Genomic DNA, 24,947 nt, shown 5'->3' with positions numbered 1-24,947 from the left:
CCCGGCCTGCGGGGCGTTTTCTTTAGTGGGCTAAATATTCTTCGTTGAAGGCAAGGGGAGAGCGGGCCGTGAGGCGTCGTGCAGGAGTCGTGAGGATGCGCTAAGCATAAGCGAGGCCTTGCTAGAGGCCTCATGATCAACAACAACGAGGGAACGACATGACCCATCATGACAGGCTGGCTTGGCTGGCATCGTCAGCGCTGTTGCTTGGCGGCATCGGCTTGGCCCAGGCGGCGACGCTCGACGACGTTCGCGAGCAGGACCAAGTGCGCTGTGGTGTCAATGCTGCCCAGCCGGGCTTCTCGGCGCTGGACGACGAGGATAACTATCGGGGCCTGGATACCGACGTCTGCCGGGCCATCGCCGCCGCGGTACTGGGTGACGCCGAAAAGGTGCACTTCGTGCCGCTGAACTCGGTGGAACGATTCACGGCCCTGCAGTCGAGCGAAGTGGACGTGCTCTCGCGTACCACGACATGGACTTCATCCCGGGATACGACGCTGGGCGTCAACTTTACCGGCGTCAGCTACTATGATGGCCAGGCCTTTTTGGTGGCCAGCGATCTGGGCGTTGCAAGTGCCACGGAGCTCGACGGTGCCGCGGTGTGTACCCAGTCCGGCACTACCAGCGAACTCAACCTGGCCGACTACTTCCGCGCCAACGGCATGGAGTACGAGCCGGTGGTGTTCGACTCACCGGAGCAATCGATAGCAGGTTTCGAGGCAGGGCGCTGCGATGTGCTCAGCTCCGATGCCTCCCAGCTCTACGCCCAGCGTATGCAGCTTGCCGACCCCGACAGCGCCATGGTGCTGCCCGAAGTCATCTCCAAGGAGCCGCTGGGGCCAGCCGTACGTCAGGGCGACGACCAGTGGTTCAACATCGTCAAGTGGTCCCTGTTCGCCATGCTCAATGCCGAGGAGCTGGGCATCACCCAGGCCAACGTCGACGAGATGCTCGAATCCGACAACCCGGACATCGCTCGCCTGCTGGGCCGCGATGGCAACTACGGCGAGGGCATGGGGCTCACCGCGGACTGGGCTTATCGGATCGTCAAGCAGGTGGGCAACTACGGTGAGATGTTCGAGCGCAACGTGGGTGCCGGCTCCGATTTCAACATTGCTCGCGGCCAGAATGCCCTGTGGACCGAGGGCGGGCTGCATTATGCGCCGCCGGTGCGCTGAGGCATACCCGGTTGCACCAAAGCGGGGCAGCGGTTCAGGCTGGATCGCCTCCGGCATGAGCGTTGAATAAGAGTTTTGCCTGCACTATCCCTGCCTTGGAACAAACCTTGCTAAGGTGCAGGCACATGCTCCGGCATGCTGCTTTCAAGAATTCCAATCTCTACGAGGGATCTTTACATGCGCGACAACAAGAACAAGTGGATGCTGCTCACTTCCGCAGCGGCTCTGGCACTGGGAACCGCCGCCGTGGCCTCCGCCGACACGCTGGAGAACACCCGCGAGCGCGGCGCCGTACAGTGCGGCGTCAGCGATGGCCTGCCGGGCTTCTCCGCACCGAACGACCAGGGCGAGTGGCAGGGTCTCGATGTCGACGTCTGCCGCGCCGTGGCGGCAGCGGTGTTCGGCGATTCCGAAGCGGTGCGCTACATCTCGTTGAACGCCGTCGAGCGCTTCACCGCGCTGCAGTCGGGCGAGGTCGACCTGCTCTCGCGCAACACCACCTGGACCACCACCCGCGATACCACTCTGGGCCTCAACTTCGCGGGCGTGAATTTCTATGACGGCATCGGCTTCATGATCAACAAGGACCTGGGTGTCTCCAGCGCCACGGAGCTCGACGGTGCGGCGATCTGCGTCCAGTCCGGTACCACCACCGAGCTCAACGTGGCCGACTACTTCCGTGCCAACGGCATGGAGTTCGATCCTATCGTTTTCGACACCTCCGAGCAGACCGTGGGTGGCTACGAGGCCGGCCGCTGTGACGTGCTGACCTCCGACTCCTCGCAGCTGGCAGCGCTGCGCATCCAGCTCTCCGATCCGGATCAATCGGTCATCCTGCCCGAGATCATCTCCAAGGAGCCGCTGGGCCCGGTAGTTCGCCAGGGCGACGACCAGTGGTTCAACATCGTCAAGTGGTCGCTGTTCGCCATGCTCAATGCCGAAGAGATGGGCATTACCAGCGAGAACGTCGACGAGATGCTCGAATCCGACAATCCCGACGTCGCTCGCCTGCTCGGCCGCGACGGCAACTACGGCGAGGCGATGGGTCTCTCCGCCGATTGGGCCTACAACATCGTCAGCCAAGTAGGCAATTACGGCGAAAGCTACGAGCGTAATGTCGGCATGGACTCGCCGCTGCAGATCGAGCGCGGCATCAACGCCCTGTGGACCGAAGGCGGCATTCAGTACGCTCCGCCGATTCGCTGATCGTACCGCCCGGGGCATCGTCGCGATGCCCCGATCCTCGTACTGCCCCGGCCCGGATACCTCCCGGGCCGGATGGCTGATACCTGCTTGACGGATCCAGGCGGAGAGTTCCTTCATGTCCGTTCGACCCAAGGCCCAGTCCGTGGGCCCTAAACCGCCGTTCTGGCGCGATCGCGCCAAGCGTGCGCTGATCTTTCAGCTTCTGTTGATCGCCGCGGTCGTAATCTTTCTGCTCTACATCGTCGGCAATACTCAGGACAACCTCGCCGCCCGCGGCATTACTACCGGCTTCGGTTTCCTGACCAACACTGCCGGCTTCGGCATCGTCCAGAGCCTGATCGACTACTCGTCGCAAAGTACCTATGGCCGAACCTTTCTGGTGGGTCTGCTCAATACCTTGGTGGTATCCGCACTGGGAATCCTGGCGGCGACGATCATTGGCTTTACCGTGGGCATTGCCCGACTGTCGCCCAACTGGCTGATCGCCCGGCTGGCCAACGGCTATATCGAGATTTTCCGCAATATCCCGCTGCTGCTGCAGATCTTCTTCTGGTACTTCGCCGTGCTGCGCGCCATGCCCAGCCCTCGGGACAGCATGACCCTGGGCGAAGTGGCCTTTCTCAACGTGCGTGGACTGTTTCTGCCCGAGCCGCAGTTCCTGTCCGGCTTCGGCCTGATTCCGCTGGCCTTGGGCGTGGCCATCGTGGCCAGTATCGCCTTGGCGGTCTGGAACAGGCGTCGCCACGAGGCGACCGGCAAGCGCCTGCCGGCGGGCTGGATCTCGCTGGGCCTGATCGTCGGCCTGCCGCTGCTGGTGCTGGTCGTGACCGGCGTGCCGGTGACCTGGGACGTGCCGGAGCTGCGTGGTTTCAATTTCCGCGGCGGGGTCACCGTCATCCCCGAATTCCTGGCTCTGTGGCTGGCGCTCTCCATCTATACGGCTTCGTTCATCGCCGAGATCGTGCGTTCGGGCATCCAGGCCATTCCCCACGGCCAGACCGAAGCGGCCCAGGCACTTAGCCTGCCGCGGAATCTGGTGCTGCGCCTGGTGGTGGTACCCCAGGCGCTGCGCGTGATCATTCCGCCGCTGACCAGCCAGTACCTCAACCTGATCAAGAACTCCTCGCTGGCCACGGCCATCGGCTATCCGGACCTCGTCTCGGTGTTTGCCGGCACGACCCTCAACCAGACGGGGCAGGCGATCGAGGTCATTGCCATGACCATGGCAGTCTATCTGACCATCAGCCTGCTGGTATCGATGTTCATGAACTGGTTCAACGCCCGTGTGGCGCTGGTGGAACGCTAGGAGAGGCGCCATGACGATTCAACACAAGATGATCGAGGCGCGACCGGCGCCGAAGAATACGGTAGGACCGGTGGCCTGGCTGCGGGCCAACCTGTTCAGCGGGCCGGTGAACAGCTTTTTCACCCTGCTGGGTCTCTACCTGCTCTATCTGCTGCTGACGCCGACGATTCAGTGGGCCTTCATCAATGCCGACTGGATCGGCACCACGCGGGATGACTGCTCTCGCGAGGGGGCCTGCTGGGTGTTCGTCAGCGCCCGTTTCACCCAGTTCATCTATGGGCTCTATCCGCGTGGCGAGATCTGGCGGGTCGAGGTGACGTTCGTCACCTTTGCCGCCCTGATCGCCTGGCTGGCCATCCCGCGGTTGCCGTTCAAGCGCTGGGTGGCGCTGGCGGTGCTGGTGGTGTTCCCGATATTCGCCTATTTCATGCTCTATGGTGGCCACTTCGGCTTGCCGGTCGTGGAGACCCATCGCTGGGGCGGCCTGATGCTGACCCTGGTACTGGCAGTAGTGGGCATGGTCGGTGCGTTGCCGATCGGCATTCTGCTGGCCTTGGGACGGCGTTCGCAGATGCCCATCGTCAAGAGCTTCTGCGTGGTGTTCATCGAGTTCTGGCGCGGCGTGCCGTTGATCACGGTACTGTTCATGGCCTCGGTGATGCTGCCGCTGTTCATGCCTACCGGCGTCAGCGTCGACCGCCTGATCCGGGCCTTCATCGGCATCACCCTGTTCCAGAGCGCCTACATGGCCGAGGTGATCCGCGGCGGGTTGCAGGCGATCCCCCGTGGCCAGGAGGAGGCGGCGGCGGCGCTGGGCATGAGCTACTGGATGCGCATGGGCCTGATCGTGCTGCCCCAGGCGCTGAAGATGATGATCCCCGGTATCGTCAATACCTTCATCTCGCTGTTCAAGGACACCACCCTGGTCATGATCATCGGGCTGTTCGACCTGCTGGGCATCGTGCAGGCGGCACTGTCGGACTCCCGCTGGCTGGGCTTCTCCCTGGAGGGCTACGTGTTCGCCGCGTTCATGTTCTGGATCTTCTGCTTCAGCATGTCGCGTTACAGCCAGTACTTGGAAAGAAAACTGCATACCGGCCACAAGCGGTGAGGAACGAGAACAATGACTGAACAAGCAACCCAGGCCGGCGCCGAGACCCTCATGGTCGAGATGCGCGGTGTCAACAAGTGGTACGGCGACTTCCACGTATTGCGCGACATCAATCTAGAAGTGAAGAGTGGCGAGCGAATCGTCATCTGCGGGCCCTCGGGCTCGGGCAAGTCGACGCTGATTCGCTGCATCAATCACCTCGAGGAGCACCAGGCCGGCGAGATCGTGGTCGGCGGCGTTCCGCTGACCCAGGACGTCAAGCGTATCGAGCAGATCCGCCGCAGCGTGGGCATGGTGTTCCAGCACTTCAACCTCTTCCCGCACCTCACGGTGCTGGAGAACTGCTGCCTGGCGCAGAAATGGGTGCAGAAGAAGCCGCGTCGCGAGGCGGAGCGGCTCGCCATGCAGTATCTGGAACGAGTCAAGATCGCCGAGCAGGCCACCAAGTATCCCGGCCAGCTCTCCGGCGGCCAGCAGCAGCGCGTGGCGATTGCCCGCTCGCTGTGCATGCACCCCGACGTGATGCTGTTCGACGAACCCACCTCGGCGCTCGACCCGGAAATGATCAAGGAGGTGCTCGACGTCATGGTGGAGCTGGCGGAGGAGGGCATGACCATGCTCTGCGTGACCCACGAGATGGGCTTCGCCAAGACCGTGGCCGACCGCGTGATCTTCATGGATCAGGGCCAGATCATCGAGGAGAACGCGCCGGAGCCATTCTTCAACGACCCGCAATCCGAGCGCACCCAGCTCTTCCTCAGCCAGATCCTGGGTCACTGAGGGAGGGCGCCGCGGGGCCCGTGCCATCCTGCGAGCCCGGCGTATCGACGACCGCCCAGCCGACCTATGCCGCCAAGCACGCCGGACGCAACCGGGTGTCGCGGTTCGGATCTAGCGCAATGCCTAGCGAATAGACTAAGCCGCCATTGCAGGAGGCTAGACGCTTCCCTGGGGCTTGAGGGGCTCGGCGGGGCGGGTCACGCGAGCGTTGCCGAGCACGCTGGGTTCGGTTTCCACCGGGCGTGCCTCGCTGGTCCAGGCCGCCTGGTTGTTGTGCACGGCCGGGCGGCGCTCGAACGAACGGGTGACCACGTCGCCGGGAGCAAAGCCTACCCGGCTGCCCAGATGATGCGGAAGCAGACAGAGCTCGACGAGCAGTCGCAGGCCCAGGGTCGCGGCCAGCCAGAGCCCGGCGCCCAACGCCAGAGTGGGCCAGGCCTGGCCCCAGTCGATGGCACTGAACCAGGGGCTGCGTGGTAGCAGCCACAGTGCAGCGCTTGCCAGCAGGCCGAGCTGCAGCACGAAATGGCTGAAGAGCAGGACGCCGCGGGACATGGGGCGGCGGGGAAACAGGAACTGTCGCATCGGGCTCCTCCCGTTGACGCATCGCAGTACGATGAACTGGCCGACATCCCTGCCGGCGATTCGATGCTAACCCAGATTGCGATGAGCGTCAGCCGTTACGTAGGGGTACCCGCTCAGTCGAGCACAGTGATGCTGGCCGGAAGCAGCGCCTCGCGGCCGCGATGCTCCGTCAGCAGGCGACTCTCCAGGGCGGTCAGCATGATCTGCAGCGGATCGCCGTGGCTCACCAGCAGCACGGTTTCGTCACGCAGCGCCTGCTCCAGCGAGGCGATTACGCCCTGCATGCGAGCGGCCACGCTGGCCACGCTTTCGACGCCGTATTCGCGATGCTCGGGGTCGCGAGCGTCGTGCGCCCAGACGTTCTCGTAGTGGCTGTCGGCCAGGCCCTCGAAATCGCCGAAGTCGCGTTCACGCAGGCGCGGTTCGGGCTGCAGCTCGAGGCCGAAGTGAGTGGCCACTCGCTGGGCGGTTTCCGTGGTGCGCAGGAAATCCGAATGCAGGATGCGGGTCGGGACCGGCCAGTGCCATTCGGCGAGCAGTGCCTCCAGTTGCGCTTCGCCCTGCTCGGAAAGACCGAAATCCGCCAGGCCCCGGGCGGAGGTACTGATGATCAGGCGCCGGGCATTGGCCTGGCTATGGCCATGTCGCATCAGCAGGTAGCGGTTGCGGTAGCGGCCCGAGGCGGAGTGAAATCGGATTGACATCGTATTGTCATACTACCTAGATTGTGGGTTAGTTTCGTTTGCGATCATGCAGGTTTATTCGTGTTCGCTTTCGAGCAGGATGAGCGGCTTTTCTGGGTGTCCTCGCCCCCGCCGTCCCTTAAAAACAACATAATGACAGTGATACAGAGAGACACGCCAATGACAATATCAAAGATCTTCGGTCGTTCCCCCTTCGCCACCCTGGCCCTCTCCACGCTGCTGCCGCTGGCCCTGGTGATGTCTACACAGGCTCAGGCCCAATCCGACTGCCCTCGCGGTGACCTGGACGATATCTACTGCGACGAAAACGGGGATCTGGTCGCCGACCGCCCCGCCGACGAATCCGAATGGGTCGACCCCGATACGCTGATCTTCGCCTATACACCGGTCGAGGATCCGGCCATCTACTCCGACATCTGGCAGCCCTTCATCGACCACCTGCAGGAGGTCACCGGGCGCGACGTGCGCTTCTTCGCCGTGCAGTCCAATTCGGCCCAGGTCGAGGCCATGCGCAGCGGTCGGCTGCACATCGCCGGCTTCTCTACCGGCCCGACGCCGTTTGCCGTCAACCTGGCCGGTGCGGTGCCCTTCGCCCTGATGGGCTCCGATGACGGCCAGTTCGGCTATACCCTGCAGGTCTACACCCACGTCGATTCCGACATCGAGGAGATGGAAGACCTCAAGGGCAAGCGCATCGCTCACACCTCGCCGACCTCCAACTCCGGCAACCAGGCGCCGCGTGCTCTGTTCCCCGAAGAGGGAGTGGTACCCGACGAGGATTACGAGGTGATCTACTCCGGCAGCCACGATCAGTCGATGCTGGGCGTGGTCGCCCGCGACTACGACGCCGCCCCGGTGGCTTCCGAAGTGGTCGAGCGCATGGCGGCACGCGGCCTCTACGACCCCGAGGAAGTGCGCATGATCTTCGAGTCGGATCGTTTCCCCACCACCTCCTATACCTATGCCCACAACCTGCATCCCGACCTGGTCGACAAGATCGAGGAGGCCTTCTTCAGCTTCGAATTCGCGGGCACCGAACTGGGCGAGGAGTTCGAGGGCGTCGAGAAATTCATCCCCATCAACTATCAGGAGCACTGGAAGGTCATACGCACCATCCAGGAAGCCAACGGCGTGAGCTACACCCGCGAGGACCTGGAACAGGAGTGAGCCTGGCGAATGACGCCGGGGGCCCTCGCCATGGCGGGGGCGCTCCTTTCCTTGTGACGTGAGGTGGATGAATGCTGGAGATTTCGAAACTGGTCAAGCGCTACGGCCGTGATGCGCCGGTGCTCGAGGGGCTCGACCTGACGGTAGAGGGCAGCAGCGTGGTATCCATCGTCGGTGCCTCGGGGGCCGGCAAGAGCACCATGCTGCGCTGTATCAACCGCCTCGTGGAGCCCACTTCGGGCTCGATCAGGCTCAACGGCACCGAGCTGGTCAACCTCAGGGGGCGCGAGCTGCGCCGGGCCCGGCGCAAGATCGGCATGGTCTTCCAGGGCTTCAACCTGATCGATCGGTTGACGGTGATGGAGAACGTGCTGGCGGGCCGGCTCGGCTACGTCAACCTGTTCCAGGCGATCACGCGGCGCTATCCCCAGAGCGATATCGAGCGCGCCTTTCAACTGATGGAGCGGGTGGGTATCGCCCACTATGCCAACAAGCGCGCCGACGAACTCTCGGGTGGCGAGCGTCAACGCGTCGGCGTGGTACGGGCGCTGATGCAGGAGCCAGAAATCCTGCTGGCCGACGAACCGACGGCATCGCTCGACCCGCGCACTTCCGAGCAGATCATGAAGCTGTTGCAGAGCCTGGCCAGCGAGCTCTCGCTACCGGTCTTGATCAATATCCACAACGTGGCCCAGGCCAAGGCCTACACCGAGCGTATCGTCGGCCTGCGCCATGGACGAATGATCTTCGATGGCCTGCCGGCCGACTTCGACAAGGAGGCGCTTGACGCCATCTACGGCGGTATCGAGACGGCCGGTGACGAACTCACCGAGGAGCCCGGCCGCTCGACGCAAGGGGTGGCGCATGACTCGACCTGACCACGCGGCTCTGCCGCGAACCTGGCGCAAGCCGCCGTTCATCGCCAATCCGGCGCTGCGCTATGGGCTGTGGCTGGCGGTGATCGTCTACCTGATATGGGCCTTCGGTTCGCTGCCGTTCAACTGGGAGCGCATCAGCGAGGGCTTGCCGCGGGCGGCGCGCATCTTCGGCGGCGGTTTTCCGCCGAGCTTCGAGCGCAGCGGCCTGCTGATCACCGGCTTCAAGGAGAGCTTCCAGATCGCCATCCTGGCCACCCTGCTCGGCGTGGCGCTGTCGATCCCCTTTGCCGTGATGGCGGCCAGGAACGTTGCCCCCAAGCCCATCTACCTGTTCGGGCGTGCGGTAATCATCGTCTCGCGCAGCTTTCATCCGGTGATCGTCGCCATCCTGTTCGTCGCCGCAGTGGGTTTCGGCCCCCTGGCGGGAATCCTCACACTGACCATCTACTCGATCGGCTTCGTCGGCAAGCTGTTGGCGGAAGAGATCGAGGAGATCGACTGGGGCCAGGTCGAGGCGATGAAGGCCGCCGGGGCGGGTTACCTCGCGACCCTGGTCTACGCCGTGTTCCCGCAGATCCTGCCGCGTCAGGTGGGGCTCTCCATGTACCAGCTCGACAGCAACCTGCGCGCTTCGGCGGTGGTCGGCATCGTCGGCGCCGGCGGCATCGGTGGCACGCTGATGAACGCCTTCGGTCGCTACGACTACGATTTCGCCTTCGCCATTCTGCTCACGATCATTGCCGTGATCCTGATCAGTGAAGGCATCAGCGGCTGGGTGAGGAAGAAGATATGGTAGATCATGCCGGAGCCCTGGCCGACCGCATCTGGCGGCGCTATGACCGCAAGCAGCGCCTGATCCGCTACGCCGTGCTGCTGGTCACCGTGATGGTGGTCTACTGGGCGGTGCGCGATATCGACATCTTCTGGCCCTGGGTATGGGACGCGCCCAATCAGATCTCGAGCCTGGGGGCGCGCATGTGGCCGCCCGATCCCTCGCGGCTGGCGGCGATCGTCAATGCGCTGCTCGAGACGGTGCATATCGCCACGCTGGCCACCGCGCTGACGATCTTTATCGCCTTGCCGGTCTCCTACATCGCCGCACAGAACACCACCCCCAATCGTGCCTGCCTGTGGCTGGGTCGCTTCATCCTGGTCGCCAGCCGTTCGGTGAATACCATCATCTGGGCACTGCTGTTCGTGGCGATCTTCGGCCCTGGGGTGCTGGCGGGCATACTCGCCATCATGTTTCGCTCGGTGGGCTTCATCGGCAAGCTGATGGGCGAGGCGATCGAGGAGATCGATCGCCGCCCGGTCGAGGCCATGGAGGCCACCGGCGCCTCCAAGGCCAAGGTGATCGCTTACGCCATCGTGCCGCAGGTCATGCCGGCCTTCTTCGCCATCGTCATCCTGCGCTGGGATATCAATATTCGCGAATCGACGGTGCTGGGCCTGGTCGGTGCAGGCGGCATCGGGGTGATCCTGCAGGGTGCCATCGATACCTTCGCCTGGCCCACCGTAGCCACCATCCTGATCGCCATCGTCGTGCTGGTGCTGATCGGCGAGGCGGTTACCGGCCTGCTGCGCAGCAAGGTGCTCTAGCCGGTTGACCCTGAAGGGTCTGGTTGCCATGTTGAAGAAGAAAGTCCGCAACGGGATGGCGGACTCTTCCTTCAACCCGACTCAAGGAGAGGCTATGACAACGTATATCGTGGTGGCCGATGCGGCGCGGGCGCGCGTATTCACCCGCGATGCGCTCAGGCTGGAGGAGAAGGATAGCTTGATACACGCCGAAGGGCGCCTGCACGAGGGCGATCTGGTCACCGGTACCACGGGGAGCGTCGACGAGTCGACGTCCCATACTCGCCGCGCCAGCCGTGGCGACAGCGTGGCCCTGGATCACGAGGCGGAGATCTTCGCCAAGCAGGTTGCCGAGCGCATCTACAAGGCGCGGGTCGACAACAGCATGGACAAGCTTATTCTGGTCGCCCCGCCGCGCTTCCTGGGGGTGCTGCGTGACAAGCTCGATGGACCGACCAGCAAGCTGATCATTCATACCTTGGACAAGGATCTATCCAAGGCGCCGCTGAACGATATTCAGGAGGCCGTCAGCGATATGCGCTGATTGCGTTGCGTCTTTCGTCTCAAACTTTCGTCTCAAGATAGGGGCGCTCTTGCCGATAGAAGGAGCATGGATGCGAAGTTTTCTTCGCTGCCACCTGTTCCCACTTCAGCGAGAGCGCCCATGCATCTCAGATCGATCCGCCAGTTCGTGATTCTGCTGGCTGGCCCCTGTCTGTTGGCCGTAGTCGTGGCCTTGGTGGTCTACGGCCTGTTCTCCTCGGCGCGTACCCAGCAGACCGTCGAGTCCCATACCCGTGAGCTGCTCGAGGGTGCCATCGACGAACGCCTGACGGTGTTGGCGAATGCCGAGGCCGGGCGTATCCAGCGCGAGCTCGAGCACGCGCTGACGCTGGCCACCCAACTGGCTGACACCAATGCGTTGATGGGCCAGCAGGACGCCAGCGGCCGTCGCGCCCTCTCCCTGAGCCGGCGCGAACTCTCCAACCTGGTGCGTCAGACGGTGATCGAGAATCCCTCGCTGTTGGATGCCTTCATCGGCTGGCAGCCCGATGCCTTCGGACGTGACGCCCTATATGCCGAACTCGGCGAAAGCGAAGGTTACGATGGCAGCGGGCGCTTCATGCCCTGGTGGTATCGCACCGGGGATGGCGACGTCGAGGTACTGCCGCTGGGCGAGACCATGGAGAGCACCACGCCGCTCGCCAGTGGCGTGCGCGAAGGCGAGTACTACCTCTGCCCCCGCGAGACGCTCGCCCCCTGCATCATCGACCCGGTGGCCTACGAATATGGCGATGAGACGCTGCTGGTCACATCGTTCAACGTGCCGATTCTGGTCGACGGTGAGTTCCGTGGCGTCGCCGGGGTCGACCTGGCGCTCGATTTCATTCAGGAACTGCTGCTAGAGGCCAATCAGTCGCTCTATGGCGGCGCGGGCGAGATGGCGCTGATCGCCGGGCGTGGTGGCTTGGTGGCACATACCGGTGACGCCGAGCGTCTCGGTGCCTCGGCGAACGAAGCGTTCGACGGTGAAGTGCTGAGCGCCATCGAGCGGGCACGAGTTGAGGACGGCAGCGTGAGCCAGACGCGGGAAGGCATGCTGGAGCGCTATCAATCCTTCACCATCGGTGAGAGCGAAGCGCCCTGGACGCTGCTGATCCGCCTGCCCGAGGAGGCCGTGATGGCCGAACTCGCCGCGCTGCAGGAGGTGTTGGGCGAGCAGCGCCGTGCCGATACCCTGGGCATGGCGCTGGTCGGCTTGCTGCTGGCGGCGCTGGGTCTCGCCGCGCTGTGGTGGGTCGGCACCCGGGTCTCACGACCGCTGCGGCTACTGGCCGATCGCATGCGCGAGATTGCCACCGGCAACGGTGACCTGACCCAGCGGCTTCCGGTGCGTGGGCGCGACGAGAGCGCCGAGCTGGCTACCCAGTTCAATGCCTTCGTCGACAAGATCCATGACGTGCTGCTCGACGTGCGCGACAGCAGCGAATCGGTACGCGTGGCGGCCAGCGAGATCGCCAGCGGTGGAGAGGACCTCTCTCGACGTACCGAGCAGGCTGCCGCCAGCCTGCAGCAGACCTCGGCCTCGATGGAGGAAATCTCGGCTACCGTCGAGCACACCTCGGCCTCCTCGCGGGAGGCCAACGGCCTGTCGAAGTCGGCCGCAGAGGTCGCCCAGCGCTCGGGCGAGACGGTCGGCCAAGTGGTGGAGACCATGGACGAGATCAGCCGTTCATCGGAGAAGATCGGCGAGATCGTCAAGGTGATCGACGGCATCGCCTTCCAGACCAATCTGCTGGCGCTCAACGCCTCGGTCGAGGCGGCGCGGGCCGGCGAGCATGGCCGCGGCTTCGCCGTGGTCGCCGGCGAGGTGCGTCAGCTCGCCACCCGCAGCGCCGAAGCCTCGCGCGACATTCGTGCGCTGATCGATGCCTCGACCCAGCGGGTCGCCAACGGCACCGAGCTGGTAGGCCGTGCCGGCGAGAGCATGGGCGAGCTGGTGGCAAGCGTGAACCGGGTGGCCAACATGCTCGGTGAGATCAGCATGGCCGCCGGCGAGCAGAGCGACGGCATCGGCCAGGTCAGCGTGGCGGTGGCCGACCTCGACCGCACGATTCAGCAGAACGCGGCGCTGGTGGAGGAGTCGACCACCGCCGCCGAGCAGCTGAGCGAGCAGGCCGACCGCCTGGCCAGCGTGGTAGGCGGCTTCAAGCTACGCGACCGGTAGCGGGATGGGGGTCAGGAGACTGGCGGCAGGTCGATCTCGTCGCTGCGCCTGATCCCCTCGGTCATCTGCCGGCACAGGCGCAGGAATTCGCGCATGCCGGTGGCCAGGTACTTGTGACGATGCCAGATGAAGGCGAACTGGCGGCTCAGGTCTAGCTCCGGCGTGGGTATCGGCACCAGGCTGCCGCGTCGGAAGGCGTCGCGCAGCGCCAGCTTCGAGACGCAGCCGATGCCGAGGCCCGACTCCACCGCCCGCTTGATGCCTTCGGTGTGCTCCAGCTCCAGCAGGGTGTTGAAGCGCCCGCGCCGGTGGCGCGCGGCCTGCTCCAGGGTCATGCGCGTGCCCGAGCCCTGCTCGCGCATGATCCACGCCTCGCGCAGCAGGCGGTCGAGTTCCACCGGGCCCTGCCCGGCCAGCGGGTGGCGGGGGGAGCAGAATACCGACAGCTCATCCTCCACCCAGGGCTGGGTGATGACGTCCTCCTCCTCGCAGTGCCCCTCGATGAGCCCCAGGTCGAGCTCATGCTGGCGCACGCGATCGACGATTTCCCGCGTATTGCGTACTGCGAGCCGTACCCGGCTGCCCGGATGGCGCTGCATGAAGTCGCTGATCAGCAGGGTCGCCAGATAGTTGCCGATGGTCAGGGTGGCACCTACGTCGAGCGAGCCGATGCCCTGCTGGCCGTGGAGGATCTCCTCGATCTCCTCGGCGCGGTCGAGCAGTGCCACCGCCTTGGGCAGCAGCTGGAAGCCCAGCGCGTTGAGCCGCAGCCGCTTGCCGACGCGGTCGAGCAGTTGGCAGTCGAACTGGCGCTCGAGTTCGGCCAGGGCGGTACTGGTAGCCGACTGCGAGAGGGAGAGGGCGCGGGCGGCGCGCGAGACGCTCTCGTGCTGAGCGACGGCAACGTAGACCTCGAGTTGGCGCAGGGTGAAATGCATGAAACGGCTCAGTTTTGATCTATATCAGGAGTCTAGATAAAGGTTATCCATACAATCCAATTAACAGATAAACCTTGCGCTCTTATAATGCAAGCAAATCATTTTTCCCTTCGAGTTATTCGATATTGGAATAGATAGGAGCCGGCATGAGCAAGTTCGCCCTGGAAGACGTTCTCAGCGTTCACCACTGGAACGACACCCTGTTCAGCTTTCGCACTACCCGCGAGCGCAGCCTGCGCTTCAAGAACGGCCAGTTCGTGATGATTGGCCTGGAAGTGAACGGCAAGCCGCTGATGCGCGCCTACTCCATCGCCAGCCCCAACTATGAGGATCACCTCGAGTTCTTCAGCATCAAGGTGCCCGACGGCCCGCTTACCTCACGCCTGCAGCACCTCAAGGTGGGCGATCAGATCATGGTCAGCCGCAAGCCCACCGGCACCCTGGTCACCGACGACCTGCTGCCGGGGCGCAATCTCTATTTCCTCTCCACCGGTACCGGCTTGGCGCCGTTCATGAGCCTGATCCAGGACCCCGAGGTGTACGAGCGCTACGAGAAGGTCATCCTGGTGCACGGCGTGCGCAGCGTCAGCGAACTGGCCTATGCCGACTTCATCCAGAAGGAACTGCCGGCGCACGAGTACCTGGGCGACGAGATCCGCGACAAGCTGGTCTACTACCCCACCGTGACCCGCGAGGAGTTCCACACCATGGGGCGCCTCACCGACCATATCCGCAGCGGCAAGCTGTTCGAGGACACCGGCGTGGCGCCGATGGATCCCAAGCAGGACCGCGCCATGATCTGCGGCAGCCCGGCGATGCTCGACGAGACCAGCGCGCTGCTCGACGACCTGGGCTTCAATATCTCGCCGCGCATGGGCGAGCCGGGCGACTATGTGATCGAGCGCGCTTTCGTCGAAAAGTAAGCCTTAAGTTGTAAGATTGAAGAAAAGACCCCGGGGCAGGCCTCCGGGGTTTCTGTATAAGCTGTCTGGCTTCGAGCTTCGAGCCGTCAGACAGCATCCTTGCCGGTTTCGCCGGTGCGGATGCGGATGACCTGCTCCAGCGGGGTGATGAAGATCTTGCCGTCGCCGATCTTGCCGGTATTCGCCACTTGGGTGATGGCGTCGATGACCTGTTCCACCAGGTCGTCGTCGATGGCGATCTCGACCTTCACCTTGGGCAGGAAGTCGACCACGTACTCGGCTCCGCGGTAGAGCTCGGTATGGCCCTTCTGACGGCCGAAGCCCTTCACCTCGGTGACGGTGATGCCCTGTACCCCGATTTCCGAAAGCGACTCGCGAACGTCGTCGAGCTTGAACGGCTTGATGATGGCGGTCACCAGTTTCATGGTCTGTTTCCTCATGGTCGGACGGGGTTCATGGTGAACCCGAGCGGGTACGGATCGTTGGCCTCAAGCATACACCGCCCTCGGCAGGAAGAAAAAAGGCTCCCCGCGGGGAGCCTTGGCAAGTCGGTCGCGCTTACTCGACGTGCGGCTGGCCGATCGGCGCACCGGCACCGTAGCCACCGGACTGCGGGCGGCCGCCGCTGCCGCCATAGACCCTGGCGACGCTGAACTCGGGGTAGGCCTCCATGCCGCACTCGGCGAGGTCGACCCCTTCGTACTCCTCCTCCTCGCTGACGCGTACGCCCATGATTGCCTTGATGACCAGCCACACGGCCAGGCTGGTAGCGAAGACCCAAGCGAAGATGGCGATCGCACCGACGATTTGGGAGCCGAAGGTGGCGTCACCATTGGATAGCGGCACCGCCAGCAGGCCCCAGACGCCGACCACGCCGTGCACCGAGATGGCGCCGACCGGATCGTCGATCTTGAGCTTGTCCAGCGTCACGATGGCAGCCACCACGATGATCCCGCCCACGGCACCGATCAGCGTGGCGCCCAGCGCCGAGGGCGTCAGCGGGCCGGCGGTAATGGCTACCAGGCCGGCCAGCGCGCCGTTCAACGCCATGGTCAGGTCGGCCTTGCGGAACCACAGCTTGGCCAGGATCAGCGCAGCGATGACGCCACCCGCGGCGGCGGCATTGGTATTGACCAGCACCTGGGCCACGTTGTTGGCCGAAGCGACATCGGAGAGCTTGAGCTCGGAGCCGCCGTTGAAGCCGAACCAGCCCATCCACAGGATGAAGGTACCGACGGTGGCCAGCGGCAGGTTGGCGCCGGGGATGGCGTGGATGCTGCCATCCTTGCCGTACTTGCCCTTGCGCGGGCCAAGGACCAGCACACCGGCGAGGGCCGCGGCGGCGCCGGCCATGTGCACGATGCCGGAGCCGGCATAGTCGGAGAAGCCCAGCTCGGAGAGCCAGCCGCCGCCCCAGGTCCAGTAGCCGGATACCGGGTAGATGACCCCGGTCATGACCACGGCGAAGGCGAGGAAAGCCCACAGCTTCATGCGCTCGGCCACGGCGCCGGAGACGATCGACATGGCGGTGGCGACGAATACCACCTGGAAGAAGAAGTCGGCGCGCATGGAGTAGTAGGGGGCATCGTCGCCGCCGGCGGTGACGGCGTCGACGCCGTTCTCGCCGCCGATCAGCACGCCCAGGTTGGGCAGGATGCCACCGGCATCGCTCGAATACATGATGGCGTAGCCCACCAGCAGGTACATGGTGCAGGCGATGGCGAACAGGGCGATGTTCTTGGTCAGGATCTCGGCGGTGTTCTTGGCGCGGACCAGACCGGCCTCGAGCATCGAGAAGCCGGCTGCCATCCACATCACCAGCACGCCGCATATCAGGAAGTAGAAGGTGTCGAGCGCGTAGCTCAACTCGGCAAGTTCGTTCATGAGAGTTTCTCCATCGCTCTTGTAGTGTTGGAAGCCGTTACACGGCGTCGGCGCCGCGCTCGCCGGTACGGATGCGGATCACATCCTCCAGCGGAGTCACGAAAACCTTGCCGTCGCCGATCTTGCCGCTGTTGGCCGCACTGCAGATGGCATCGAGCACGGACTCCAGACGCGAATCGTCAACGGCGACCTCGACCTTCACCTTGGGCAGGAAGTCGACCACGTATTCGGCGCCACGATAGAGCTCGGTGTGGCCCTTCTGGCGGCCGAAGCCTTTGACTTCGGTCACGGTGATGCCCTGGACGCCGTTGTCGGCCAGCGCCTCGCGTACGTCGTCGAGCTTGAACGGCTTGATGATGGCGGTGATGAGCTTCATCGCGTCTCTCCCTGCTGAAATAAAGGCGGCGGGGGTCGCCAGCCGGCTGTATGACGCGTTATGCGCAGACCGTGCCAGACCGAACCTTTGCTTTTCATAAACAGTGGCTTGCAGGACCGGCTGCCGATGTCATGCGCTCCAATGGCGCAACGGCCACCGCCGCCTTGCACCAGGCTGGTGCTACGCGTAGTGCGGGTGCGCCATGAGGGGGCGGGAGAAGGGCATGCGTCGTGGCGGGGCCTTGCGTATGCTGTAGGGCAATATGTGCAGGCCAACAGGAGAAGCGCACCATGGCGAACCAGGATCCCATCAGCCGGCTGGCACAACAGCTGGGAGAACGTCTGCAGGGCGCGGCCCAGGCACCGGAAGAGTTCCAGAAGGGGGTGCAGCAGATCGTGCGCGGTGCCTTCGACCGCCTCGAGCTGGTATCGCGGGAGGATTTTGACATTCTGATGGACGTGTTGCAGCGCACGCGGATTCGTGTCGAAGCCCTGGAGCAGCAGGTCGCGGCCCTGGAGCAGGCGCTGGCGGCCCGCGAGACGCCGGTGACCCAGGCCACCCTTACTCCGCCCGAAAGCAACGGCACGGACGAAACCGGGCCCGGCGAAGCCGAGCGCTGAGGCAGCGTGGAGAGCCCGTTCTGGCACGGTGCTAGTATCTAGCCCTTACGCTAATGAAACATTGCTTAAATGACTGCGCGAGCGAATCGCTGCGTTGCGCGGTGCTCGGAATCCTCACATATACCCCATATGCTCCGGTTCCTGTGCTCCGTGCGTCTTGCGCTTCATCTCGCTCGCCGATTTATTCAGCGTTTCTCTAATGGACTGCGAGGGACTGCACGATGCTGGCGATCGTTGCCACACGGGCCGGCCTGGGGCTGGAAGCGCCCGAGGTACAGGTCGAGGTACACCTGGCCAATGGCCTGCCGGGGATGACGTTGGTGGGCCTGCCCGAGGCCGCCGTCAAGGAGAGCCGCGAGCGGGTGCGCAGCGCCCTCGTCAACGCCGGCTTCGATTTTCCCAACACCCGGAGAATCGTGCTCAACCTGGCGCCCGCCGACCTGCCCAAGGTCGGCGGGCGCTTCGATCTGCCCATCGCGCTGGGCATCCTGATCGCCTCCGGCCAACTGCCGGGCGAGGCCCTTGAAGAGGTCGAGAGCGTCGGCGAGCTGGCGCTGGACGGTCGCCTGCGCCCCATCAGCGGCGTATTGCCGCTGGCCCTGGCAGCCCGCCGGGCGGGGCGCAAGCTGATCGTGCCCAAGGAGAACGCCGACGAGGCGGCACTGGCCGGTGATCTTCAGGTGCTGCCGGCCGAGCACCTGCTCGACGTGATGGCCCACCTGCTGGGGCAGAAGCCGATCGCCGCGCATCGCCTCGAGGCGCCGCCCGCCACCGACAACCGCGAGGGCGACCTGGCCGAGGTACGCGGCCAGCACCAGGCCCGGCGTGCGCTGGAGATCGCCGCTGCCGGATCGCACAATCTGCTTTTCGCTGGCCCGCCCGGCACCGGCAAGACCATGCTGGCGAGCCGCCTGCCGGGCATCCTGCCGGAGCTCACGGAGGAGGAGGCGCTGGAAGTGGCCGCCATCCGTTCGGTGTGCGGCCTGCCGCTGGCCGAGCAGTGGGGGCGCCGGCCCTTTCGCGCGCCGCACCACACCGCCAGCGCCGTGGCCCTGGTCGGCGGCGGTTCCTGGCCGCGGCCTGGCGAGATCTCGCTGGCCCACCACGGCGTGCTGTTTCTCGACGAGCTGCCCGAATTCAGCCGCCACGTGCTCGAGGTGATGCGCGAGCCGATGGAGTCGGGGCGCATCCATATCGCCCGCGCCAATCATGAGCGTAAATTCCCGGCTCGCTTCCAGCTGGTGGCGGCGATGAATCCCTGCCCTTGCGGCCACCTGGGCGATCCGCGCCAGGCCTGCCAGTGCACCGCCGCGCAGATCCAGCGCTACCAGTCGCGGCTTTCGGGGCCGCTGCTCGATCGTATCGACCTGCAGGTCGAAGTGCCGGCGCTGCCGCCGGAGCAGCTCACGTCACGCGAAGTGGGCGAAAGCTCGGCGGAGGTGCGCGCCCGGGTCATGGCCGCTCGCGAGCGCCAGTATGCACGCGGTGCGCTCAACGCCCACCTCGGCGGGCGCGAGCTGGAGGCCGCCTGCGCCCTGTCGACGGCCGACCGCGCCTGGCTGGCCGGCGTGCTCGAGCGCCTGCGGCTCTCGGCGCGCGCCTACCACCGGGTGCTGCGGGTGGCGCTGACCCTGGCCGACCTCGCCGCCAAGCCGCACCCCGAGCGCGGCGAGCTGATGGAGGCGATCGGCTACCGCCAGCTCGATAGGCAGCTGCGCCAGGGTTGAGGGCCTTCGTGGGGGGCGACTACGCTTAGAAGCGGCTCGTCACGAGGGTGACGAGCCGCTTCGCCGTCCAAGGCCAGGGAGGCCCCATGCGCAACTGCCTGCCGATCCTTGCCCGCCGTCGCCGGCGCGCAGCATGTTCCTGAATCCGGCAGGCATGTCGTTGCCGCTGGCCGTTGCCCTGTTCCTGGCGACGACAGTGGTGATTGGCGTGGTAGGGACTCGGCTGGCGCGCATCGTCGATGAGCTGGCCGATCGTACGGGGCTGGGTGAGGCGATCGCCGGGGCGGTGCTGCTGGGACTCGCGACGTCGTTGTCGGGGATCGTGCTGTCGGTCTCGGCGGCCTGGGGCGGGCGCGCGGAGCTGGCGATGAGCAATGCCCTGGGTGGCATCGCCGCCCAGACCCTGTTCCTGACCGTTGCCGACATCTCCTACCGGCGTGCCAACCTCGAGCACGCCGCCGCCTCCCTCGGTAACCTGCTGCAGGGGGCATTGTTGCTCTGCCTGCTGTCCCTGCTATTGGTGGGGCGCTTCTCCCCCGAGCTGACGCTATGGCACGTCCACCCGGTCACGCCGCTGCTGTTCTTCGGTTACCTGTTCGGTCTGCGCCTGATCAACCAGGCGAAGTTCGAACCCATGTGGAGCCCTGCCCAGACCCTCGAGACGCGCTCCGACGAGCCGGATGCCGCTTCGGCGGGACGATCGCTGAGCGGGCTCTGGCTTTCGTTCGCTGTGCTCGCCGCGACGCTGGGCATGGCCGGCTGGTTGATGGAACGCAGCGCCACGGCACTCTCCGCGACCACCGGTCTCGATCAGGCGGCGATCGGTATCCTGCTCACCTCGGTCGCCACTTCCTTGCCGGAACTGGTGACCACGGTCGCAGCGGTGCGCCGCGGTGCCCTGACCCTGGCGGTGGCCGGCATCATCGGTGGTAATGCCTTCGACACGCTATTCGCCGCCGCCGCCGACCTGGCCTATCGCGAAGGTTCGATCTACCACGCCATACCGGACTCGATATCGCTGTGGATTGCGCTATCGCTGTTGATGACCGGCATCCTGCTGGTGGGGTTGATTCGTCGCGAGGAGCAGGGGCCGGGGCGAATCGGCTTCGAGAGCGTGGCCATTCTGGTTTGTTATCTGCTCGGGATCGCCATGGTGCTGATCGGCGGCGAGGGTGGGCGCGCCGGCTAGACATACCGCTACAGCGCGGTGGCGTCGAAAGCGCCCTCGATCTTGGTCTGCCACAGCGCGCTGTCGCTGTCGGAGCGATAGAGCGACAGGATGAGGCGATAGGGTAGCAGGTCGCGGTCGGTCAGCTGCAGGCGTGGCGCGCTGGCTTCCAGACGGCTCTCCAGGCGCCAGTGATGATCGTCTCCCTCGCCGCTCATGGCGGGGCGCCAGTCGAGCACCTGGGGGCCATCGCTTGCGCCCAGCAGCGCGCGAGTGAGGCTCTCCAGGAAGCGCTCGCTGCCGATCTCGAGGCTGTCGTCCACTTGCGGCGATGCCAGCAGCAGCACCTGGTCCTCGGGGGGCTGCAGGGCGTCCACGTCCATTACTCTGGCGACGGCACGGTCGCTCAGGTTCTGTAGCGCGCGGCGAATGGGATCGGGTTCCGGGGGTTGGGCGGCGCATCCGGCGAGTAGAGCAAACAGCACGAGCAGTGCGATAGGTCTCAGCATCGGAAGAGGCGCTCCTGGGCGGACGGCGCAAAGTCTCGTTCCAATTCGGCAACGAAAGAATCGAGGGTGGCGAACAGAGCGGTGCGGATGGGCTCGGCCTCGTTGACCAGATGATGGCGCGCGTCCGGATGACGCTGGATACGGGCGTTGGGAAACTTGCGCTCCAGCACCGCCAGGTTCCACTCCCAGTCGACGGTGAGGTCCTGCTCCCCTTGCAGGATCAGGGTGGGCAGATCGCAGGGGGGCAGGGCGAGCAGTTGGGGCATCCAGCGGCGCATGGCGCCGACCCAGTTGAGCGAGAGATGATCCGGCTGTAGCGGATCGCGTTCGCGCAGGAAGGCGGCAAAATCGGCATCGGTAGAGTTGGCGCGGAACTTGCGCGGCACGCTCTCGACGAAAGGACCCACCAAGGTATGCAGCCATCCCGCCTGAGGCCAGCCGAAGGGGCGCACCAGGGGAGCGAGCAGGGCCAGGCCCGACCAGTGTCCTTCGCCAGGCCGGCTCAGGGCGTCGGTGGCGAGAATGGCGGCACCGGTACTCTGGCCGATGCCGAGCCAGGGCCGCGGGGCAAGCCCCCCGGCATCCAACTGGCCCTGCAGGGCATGCAGGCATTCCCCGTAATGCGCGAAATCATCGATGCAGGCACGCTTGCCGCTGGACAGTCCATGCCCCGGCAGGTCCCAAAGCACCACCCGCCAGTGGCGTTCCAGCAGCCGCTCCAGCAGGTGACGGTAGAGTCCGAGGTGGTCGTAGTAGCCATGCACCACGAATGCCGTGCCGACCGGTTCCGCCGGGCTCCATACCTGGGTCCAGAGCTGATAGCGCTGTGCGTCCACGTAGCCGACGTAGAGCCCGACTCGTTCGGTGAGCAGCGGGGCGAGGCCGTAGTGGGCCAGGTAGCCGGCCAGCGAGGGGTCGCCATCGGCCCGGAAGGGGGCGATCGGTCCCAAGGACTGCAGGGGGGTGAAGTCGGTCATGGCGTTCTCCAGCGGGTCAAGACATTGTCCCCTCGAATCCTTTCGTCTGCAGCGGCACGCAAGCATGCAGCAAGTTTACCTACCGACCATGCTGTTGAGTGAGCTATCACTGTGATAAGCCACATTATTCTGACCAGATGGTCAATAAATCGGGCCTTAACCCTATGTCTAGTAGGGTAACCCTTCCTTCGGGTTTACATGTGGAACAGTTTTCCACAAAATTGGCGCCTTCGCAGTGGTATCACCCCCACGAATTGCGGCTGGCCGAGAGGATTCATCGGCCGCCACGCAGGAGGAGACTTCCCATGTCCGAACGAGTTACTCGCCATCGTCTCCAGGTGGCCGCTGAACTGGACCGCTTCATCAACGACCAGGCCCTTCCCGGCACCGGCCTGGATGCCGCGAGCTTCTGGGCCGGGGTCGATGCAATCTTTCATGATCTGACACCAAAAAATCGTGAATTGCTCGCCGAGCGGGAGCGCCTGCAGGAACAACTGGATTCCTGGCACCGTGAAAATCCCGGCCCGGTCCGGGACATGAGCGTCTATCGCGCCTTCCTCGAAGAGATCGGCTATCTGGTGGAGGCACCTTCCCAGGTCACGGTGTCCACCGCCAATGTCGATCGCGAGGTTTCCATTCAGGCCGGCCCGCAGCTGGTGGTGCCGGTGAGCAACGCCCGCTATGCACTGAATGCCGCCAACGCCCGCTGGGGCAGCCTCTACGATGCGCTCTACGGCACCGATGCCATCTCCGAGGAGAACGGCGCCGAGAAGGGCAGCAGCTATAACCCCAAGCGCGGCGAGAAGGTCATCGCCTATGCCCGCGGGGTGCTCGACCTGGCTGCACCGCTGGCGACCGGCTCCCATCGTGATGCCGTCAAGTACGCGCTGCGTGACGGTCAATTGACGGCGACACTCGAAGATGGCCGCGAAACCGGCCTGAAGGAGCCGGGCAAGCTGATCGGCTACCGCGGCGATGCCGCCAGCCCCGAGGCGATCCTGCTGGCCAACCACGACCTGCACCTGGAGATCCAGTTCGACCCGCAGCATCCGATCGGCAAGACCGATCCGGCCGGCGTCAAGGACCTGCTGATCGAGTCTGCGCTGACTGCCATCATGGACTGCGAAGACTCGGTGGCGGCGGTCGATGCCGAGGACAAGGTCGGCGTCTATGCCAACTGGCTGGGGCTGATGAAGGGCAACCTGGAAGAAGCCATTGCCAAGGGTGGCCAGACCTTCACCCGCCGCCTCAACGGCGACCGCGACTACACTACCGCCGACGGCGGCAGCCTGACCTTGCCGGGGCGTGCGCTGATGTTCGTGCGCAACGTCGGTCACCTGATGACCACCCCGGCGGTGCTCGACGCCGACGGCAACGAGTTGCCCGAGGGCATCCTCGACGGCATCGTGACGAGCCTGCTGGCCCTGCACGACCTCAAGAAGGGCGATAAGGATCCACGCAACTCGCGCCAGGGCTCGGTCTACATCGTCAAGCCGAAGATGCACGGGCCCAAGGAAGTCGCCTTCTCGAACGAGCTGTTCGGCCGCATCGAGGACCTGCTCGGCCTGGCCCGCGACACGCTCAAGATGGGCATCATGGACGAGGAGCGCCGCACCTCGGTCAACCTCAAGGCGTGTATCGCCGAGGCCGCCTCGCGCGTGGTGTTCATCAACACCGGCTTCCTCGACCGTACCGGCGACGAGATGCACACCGCCATGGAAGCGGGCCCGATGATCCGCAAGGGCGACATGAAGAATTCCGCCTGGATCGGCGCCTACGAGCGCAACAACGTCCAGGTCGGCCTGGCCTGCGGCCTGCGCGGCCGCGCCCAGATCGGCAAGGGCATGTGGGCCATGCCGGACCTGATGGCCGCCATGCTCGAGCAGAAGATCGGCCATCCCAAGGCCGGTGCCAACACCGCCTGGGTGCCGTCGCCCACTGCCGCGACCCTGCATGCGCTGCACTACCACCAGGTCGACGTCACCGCGATCCAGCGCGAGCTCGAGTCCCAGGGCGAACCCGACCTGCTCGACGATCTGCTCACCGTGCCGGTGGCCGAGAAGGCCGGCTGGTCCGACGAGGAGCTGCAGCAGGAGCTCGACAACAACTGCCAGGGCATCCTCGGCTACGTGGTGCGCTGGGTCGAGCACGGGGTGGGCTGTTCCAAGGTGCCCGATATCCACGACGTGGGCCTGATGGAGGATCGTGCCACGCTGCGCATCTCCAGCCAGCACATCGCCAACTGGTTGCACCACGGCGTGGTCGATGGCGAGCGTGTGCAGAAGACGCTGGAACGCATGGCCAAGGTGGTCGACGAGCAGAACGCCGGCGATCCGGCCTATACGCCGATGTCGGCCGACTATGCCAACTCCAGTGCTTTCCAGGCCGCCAGCGACCTGATCTTCAAGGGGCGCGTGCAGCCCTCCGGCTATACCGAGCCGCTGCTGCACCACTGGCGCGCCGTGCACAAGGCGAAATAATCGGCTTCGGGCTTCGAGCAGCGTAGCGTATACACTGCTATCCGTAGCTCGTAGCTCGTAGCCCGTAGCTCGTAGCTCGTAGCTCGTAGCTCGTAGCCAAGAGTGTTGCCGTTAAGCGCCC

24 protein-coding genes are annotated in these 24,947 nt (G+C 64.8%); 16 read left to right on the top strand and 8 right to left on the bottom strand.

Annotated features, from left to right (window positions below; genetic code table 11):
• The first annotated feature begins 158 nt into the window (after nucleotides 1-158).
• From HBJ55_RS07165 to HBJ55_RS07145, 5 genes are all read left to right on the top strand, one after another.
• Entirely contained in the window at nucleotides 159-1,181 is a 1,023-nt protein-coding gene (locus HBJ55_RS07165; protein WP_167112527.1) for an amino acid ABC transporter substrate-binding protein, read from the top strand.
• Between the two features lie 177 nt (nucleotides 1,182-1,358).
• The gene (locus HBJ55_RS07160) at nucleotides 1,359-2,387 is read left to right on the top strand and encodes an amino acid ABC transporter substrate-binding protein (RefSeq protein ID WP_167112526.1); all 1,029 of its coding nucleotides are present in this window, start codon (nucleotides 1,359-1,361) and stop codon (nucleotides 2,385-2,387) included.
• 115 nt (nucleotides 2,388-2,502) lie between these two features.
• Nucleotides 2,503-3,693, top strand: coding sequence for an amino acid ABC transporter permease (locus HBJ55_RS07155; protein ID WP_167112523.1), 1,191 nt, complete (start codon nucleotides 2,503-2,505; stop codon nucleotides 3,691-3,693).
• A gap of 10 nt (nucleotides 3,694-3,703) precedes the next feature.
• Nucleotides 3,704-4,804 (top strand): amino acid ABC transporter permease, encoded by a 1,101-nt coding sequence (locus HBJ55_RS07150; protein ID WP_167112521.1) that lies wholly within the window; start codon nucleotides 3,704-3,706, stop codon nucleotides 4,802-4,804.
• 51 nt (nucleotides 4,805-4,855) lie between these two features.
• On the top strand, nucleotides 4,856-5,584 hold the full coding sequence (locus tag HBJ55_RS07145) for an amino acid ABC transporter ATP-binding protein (protein ID WP_167112666.1): 729 nt from the start codon (nucleotides 4,856-4,858) through the stop codon (nucleotides 5,582-5,584).
• Between the two features lie 156 nt (nucleotides 5,585-5,740).
• On the opposite strand, the gene HBJ55_RS07140 is transcribed toward HBJ55_RS07145, so the two are convergent.
• Both HBJ55_RS07140 and HBJ55_RS07135 read right to left on the bottom strand, forming a co-directional pair.
• Nucleotides 5,741-6,169, bottom strand: coding sequence for a hypothetical protein (locus tag HBJ55_RS07140; RefSeq protein WP_167112520.1), 429 nt, complete (start codon nucleotides 6,167-6,169; stop codon nucleotides 5,741-5,743).
• A gap of 113 nt (nucleotides 6,170-6,282) precedes the next feature.
• A complete protein-coding gene (locus HBJ55_RS07135) occupies nucleotides 6,283-6,873 on the bottom strand; it encodes a histidine phosphatase family protein (protein WP_167112517.1) in 591 nt (196 codons plus the stop codon).
• A 159-nt stretch (nucleotides 6,874-7,032) separates the two neighbouring features.
• Between HBJ55_RS07135 and phnD the strand changes: the two genes are divergently transcribed.
• The 6 genes from phnD to HBJ55_RS07105 all read left to right on the top strand — a co-directional run bounded on the left by phnD (nucleotide 7,033) and on the right by HBJ55_RS07105 (nucleotide 13,224).
• Nucleotides 7,033-8,040: a phosphate/phosphite/phosphonate ABC transporter substrate-binding protein gene (gene phnD, locus HBJ55_RS07130; protein WP_167112515.1), complete on the top strand. Its 1,008-nt coding sequence runs from the start codon at nucleotides 7,033-7,035 to the stop codon at nucleotides 8,038-8,040.
• A gap of 71 nt (nucleotides 8,041-8,111) precedes the next feature.
• Nucleotides 8,112-8,918, top strand: coding sequence for a phosphonate ABC transporter ATP-binding protein (gene phnC, locus HBJ55_RS07125; RefSeq protein ID WP_167112513.1), 807 nt, complete (start codon nucleotides 8,112-8,114; stop codon nucleotides 8,916-8,918).
• Nucleotides 8,905-9,714, top strand: coding sequence for a phosphonate ABC transporter, permease protein PhnE (gene phnE, locus HBJ55_RS07120; RefSeq protein WP_167112511.1), 810 nt, complete (start codon nucleotides 8,905-8,907; stop codon nucleotides 9,712-9,714). The genes phnC and phnE (HBJ55_RS07120) overlap by 14 nt, the downstream gene beginning before the upstream one ends.
• Complete coding sequence (gene phnE, locus HBJ55_RS07115; RefSeq protein ID WP_167112509.1) at nucleotides 9,708-10,517, top strand: phosphonate ABC transporter, permease protein PhnE; 810 nt, start codon at nucleotides 9,708-9,710, stop codon at nucleotides 10,515-10,517. The genes phnE (HBJ55_RS07120) and phnE (HBJ55_RS07115) overlap by 7 nt, the downstream gene beginning before the upstream one ends.
• A 94-nt stretch (nucleotides 10,518-10,611) precedes the next feature.
• Nucleotides 10,612-11,040 carry a host attachment protein gene (locus HBJ55_RS07110; protein ID WP_167112507.1) on the top strand — a complete coding sequence of 143 codons (429 nt, stop codon included), beginning with the start codon at nucleotides 10,612-10,614 and terminating at the stop codon, nucleotides 11,038-11,040.
• Nucleotides 11,041-11,160: 120 nt separating this feature from the next.
• Nucleotides 11,161-13,224 (top strand): methyl-accepting chemotaxis protein, encoded by a 2,064-nt coding sequence (locus HBJ55_RS07105; protein WP_167112504.1) that lies wholly within the window; start codon nucleotides 11,161-11,163, stop codon nucleotides 13,222-13,224.
• Between the two features lie 11 nt (nucleotides 13,225-13,235).
• On the opposite strand, the gene HBJ55_RS07100 is transcribed toward HBJ55_RS07105, so the two are convergent.
• Nucleotides 13,236-14,162 (bottom strand): LysR family transcriptional regulator, encoded by a 927-nt coding sequence (locus HBJ55_RS07100; protein WP_167112502.1) that lies wholly within the window; start codon nucleotides 14,160-14,162, stop codon nucleotides 13,236-13,238.
• 146 nt (nucleotides 14,163-14,308) lie between these two features.
• On the opposite strand from HBJ55_RS07100, the gene HBJ55_RS07095 reads away from it, so the two are divergent.
• Nucleotides 14,309-15,085: a ferredoxin--NADP reductase gene (locus HBJ55_RS07095; RefSeq protein WP_167112500.1), complete on the top strand. Its 777-nt coding sequence runs from the start codon at nucleotides 14,309-14,311 to the stop codon at nucleotides 15,083-15,085.
• A gap of 86 nt (nucleotides 15,086-15,171) precedes the next feature.
• On the opposite strand, the gene glnK is transcribed toward HBJ55_RS07095, so the two are convergent.
• The 3 genes from glnK to HBJ55_RS07080 all read right to left on the bottom strand — a co-directional run bounded on the left by glnK (nucleotide 15,172) and on the right by HBJ55_RS07080 (nucleotide 17,345).
• The gene (glnK, locus tag HBJ55_RS07090; RefSeq protein ID WP_086509163.1) at nucleotides 15,172-15,510 is read right to left on the bottom strand and encodes a P-II family nitrogen regulator; all 339 of its coding nucleotides are present in this window, start codon (nucleotides 15,508-15,510) and stop codon (nucleotides 15,172-15,174) included.
• Nucleotides 15,511-15,643: 133 nt separating this feature from the next.
• The gene (locus HBJ55_RS07085; RefSeq protein WP_167112498.1) at nucleotides 15,644-16,969 is read right to left on the bottom strand and encodes an ammonium transporter; all 1,326 of its coding nucleotides are present in this window, start codon (nucleotides 16,967-16,969) and stop codon (nucleotides 15,644-15,646) included.
• 37 nt (nucleotides 16,970-17,006) lie between these two features.
• Nucleotides 17,007-17,345: a P-II family nitrogen regulator gene (locus tag HBJ55_RS07080; protein ID WP_163559241.1), complete on the bottom strand. Its 339-nt coding sequence runs from the start codon at nucleotides 17,343-17,345 to the stop codon at nucleotides 17,007-17,009.
• A gap of 290 nt (nucleotides 17,346-17,635) precedes the next feature.
• On the opposite strand from HBJ55_RS07080, the gene HBJ55_RS07075 reads away from it, so the two are divergent.
• The 3 genes from HBJ55_RS07075 to HBJ55_RS07065 all read left to right on the top strand — a co-directional run bounded on the left by HBJ55_RS07075 (nucleotide 17,636) and on the right by HBJ55_RS07065 (nucleotide 20,881).
• Nucleotides 17,636-17,965 (top strand): accessory factor UbiK family protein, encoded by a 330-nt coding sequence (locus tag HBJ55_RS07075; RefSeq protein WP_167112496.1) that lies wholly within the window; start codon nucleotides 17,636-17,638, stop codon nucleotides 17,963-17,965.
• Nucleotides 17,966-18,186: 221 nt separating this feature from the next.
• Entirely contained in the window at nucleotides 18,187-19,692 is a 1,506-nt protein-coding gene (locus HBJ55_RS07070; protein WP_167112494.1) for a YifB family Mg chelatase-like AAA ATPase, read from the top strand.
• 133 nt (nucleotides 19,693-19,825) lie between these two features.
• Entirely contained in the window at nucleotides 19,826-20,881 is a 1,056-nt protein-coding gene (locus HBJ55_RS07065) for a sodium:calcium antiporter (RefSeq protein ID WP_167112492.1), read from the top strand.
• A gap of 8 nt (nucleotides 20,882-20,889) precedes the next feature.
• Here HBJ55_RS07065 and HBJ55_RS07060 read toward each other — a convergent pair whose 3' ends face one another.
• Together HBJ55_RS07060 and HBJ55_RS07055 are read right to left on the bottom strand one after the other, a co-directional pair.
• The gene (locus HBJ55_RS07060; RefSeq protein ID WP_167112490.1) at nucleotides 20,890-21,369 is read right to left on the bottom strand and encodes a hypothetical protein; all 480 of its coding nucleotides are present in this window, start codon (nucleotides 21,367-21,369) and stop codon (nucleotides 20,890-20,892) included.
• Nucleotides 21,363-22,346: an alpha/beta hydrolase gene (locus HBJ55_RS07055; protein ID WP_167112488.1), complete on the bottom strand. Its 984-nt coding sequence runs from the start codon at nucleotides 22,344-22,346 to the stop codon at nucleotides 21,363-21,365. Before HBJ55_RS07055 ends, HBJ55_RS07060 begins: the two co-directional genes overlap by 7 nt.
• A 305-nt stretch (nucleotides 22,347-22,651) precedes the next feature.
• Between HBJ55_RS07055 and HBJ55_RS07050 the strand changes: the two genes are divergently transcribed.
• Nucleotides 22,652-24,826, top strand: a complete 2,175-nt coding sequence (locus tag HBJ55_RS07050; protein WP_167112486.1) for a malate synthase G — start codon at nucleotides 22,652-22,654, stop codon at nucleotides 24,824-24,826.
• Nucleotides 24,827-24,947: the final 121 nt, after the last annotated feature.

This window comes from Billgrantia bachuensis (assembly GCF_011742165.1).
Classification (GTDB): Bacteria; Pseudomonadota; Gammaproteobacteria; order Pseudomonadales; family Halomonadaceae; genus Halomonas; species Halomonas bachuensis.
Note: the sequence above shows the minus strand (reverse complement) of the source record. Positions and strands in the feature narration are given on the sequence as shown.

What these genes read in the sequence shown, in the direction of transcription:
- HBJ55_RS07095 (WP_167112500.1), top strand. Translation starts at nt 14,309, where the DNA reads ATGAGCAAGTTCGCCCTGGAAGACGTTCTCAGCGTTCACCACTGGAAC.
- HBJ55_RS07160 (WP_167112526.1), top strand. Translation starts at nt 1,359, where the DNA reads ATGCGCGACAACAAGAACAAGTGGATGCTGCTCACTTCCGCAGCGGCT.
- HBJ55_RS07135 (WP_167112517.1), bottom strand. Translation starts at nt 6,873, where the DNA reads ATGTCAATCCGATTTCACTCCGCCTCGGGCCGCTACCGCAACCGCTAC.
- HBJ55_RS07165 (WP_167112527.1), top strand. Translation starts at nt 159, where the DNA reads ATGACCCATCATGACAGGCTGGCTTGGCTGGCATCGTCAGCGCTGTTG.
- HBJ55_RS07080 (WP_163559241.1), bottom strand. Translation starts at nt 17,345, where the DNA reads ATGAAGCTCATCACCGCCATCATCAAGCCGTTCAAGCTCGACGACGTA.
- HBJ55_RS07150 (WP_167112521.1), top strand. Translation starts at nt 3,704, where the DNA reads ATGACGATTCAACACAAGATGATCGAGGCGCGACCGGCGCCGAAGAAT.
- HBJ55_RS07050 (WP_167112486.1), top strand. Translation starts at nt 22,652, where the DNA reads ATGTCCGAACGAGTTACTCGCCATCGTCTCCAGGTGGCCGCTGAACTG.
- glnK (WP_086509163.1), bottom strand. Translation starts at nt 15,510, where the DNA reads ATGAAACTGGTGACCGCCATCATCAAGCCGTTCAAGCTCGACGACGTT.
- HBJ55_RS07070 (WP_167112494.1), top strand. Translation starts at nt 18,187, where the DNA reads ATGCTGGCGATCGTTGCCACACGGGCCGGCCTGGGGCTGGAAGCGCCC.
- HBJ55_RS07105 (WP_167112504.1), top strand. Translation starts at nt 11,161, where the DNA reads ATGCATCTCAGATCGATCCGCCAGTTCGTGATTCTGCTGGCTGGCCCC.
- HBJ55_RS07100 (WP_167112502.1), bottom strand. Translation starts at nt 14,162, where the DNA reads ATGCATTTCACCCTGCGCCAACTCGAGGTCTACGTTGCCGTCGCTCAG.
- HBJ55_RS07110 (WP_167112507.1), top strand. Translation starts at nt 10,612, where the DNA reads ATGACAACGTATATCGTGGTGGCCGATGCGGCGCGGGCGCGCGTATTC.
- HBJ55_RS07145 (WP_167112666.1), top strand. Translation starts at nt 4,856, where the DNA reads ATGGTCGAGATGCGCGGTGTCAACAAGTGGTACGGCGACTTCCACGTA.
- phnE (WP_167112509.1), top strand. Translation starts at nt 9,708, where the DNA reads ATGGTAGATCATGCCGGAGCCCTGGCCGACCGCATCTGGCGGCGCTAT.
- HBJ55_RS07060 (WP_167112490.1), bottom strand. Translation starts at nt 21,369, where the DNA reads ATGCTGAGACCTATCGCACTGCTCGTGCTGTTTGCTCTACTCGCCGGA.
- HBJ55_RS07140 (WP_167112520.1), bottom strand. Translation starts at nt 6,169, where the DNA reads ATGCGACAGTTCCTGTTTCCCCGCCGCCCCATGTCCCGCGGCGTCCTG.
- phnC (WP_167112513.1), top strand. Translation starts at nt 8,112, where the DNA reads ATGCTGGAGATTTCGAAACTGGTCAAGCGCTACGGCCGTGATGCGCCG.
- HBJ55_RS07075 (WP_167112496.1), top strand. Translation starts at nt 17,636, where the DNA reads ATGGCGAACCAGGATCCCATCAGCCGGCTGGCACAACAGCTGGGAGAA.
- HBJ55_RS07065 (WP_167112492.1), top strand. Translation starts at nt 19,826, where the DNA reads ATGTTCCTGAATCCGGCAGGCATGTCGTTGCCGCTGGCCGTTGCCCTG.
- phnE (WP_167112511.1), top strand. Translation starts at nt 8,905, where the DNA reads ATGACTCGACCTGACCACGCGGCTCTGCCGCGAACCTGGCGCAAGCCG.
- HBJ55_RS07155 (WP_167112523.1), top strand. Translation starts at nt 2,503, where the DNA reads ATGTCCGTTCGACCCAAGGCCCAGTCCGTGGGCCCTAAACCGCCGTTC.
- HBJ55_RS07085 (WP_167112498.1), bottom strand. Translation starts at nt 16,969, where the DNA reads ATGAACGAACTTGCCGAGTTGAGCTACGCGCTCGACACCTTCTACTTC.
- phnD (WP_167112515.1), top strand. Translation starts at nt 7,033, where the DNA reads ATGACAATATCAAAGATCTTCGGTCGTTCCCCCTTCGCCACCCTGGCC.
- HBJ55_RS07055 (WP_167112488.1), bottom strand. Translation starts at nt 22,346, where the DNA reads ATGACCGACTTCACCCCCCTGCAGTCCTTGGGACCGATCGCCCCCTTC.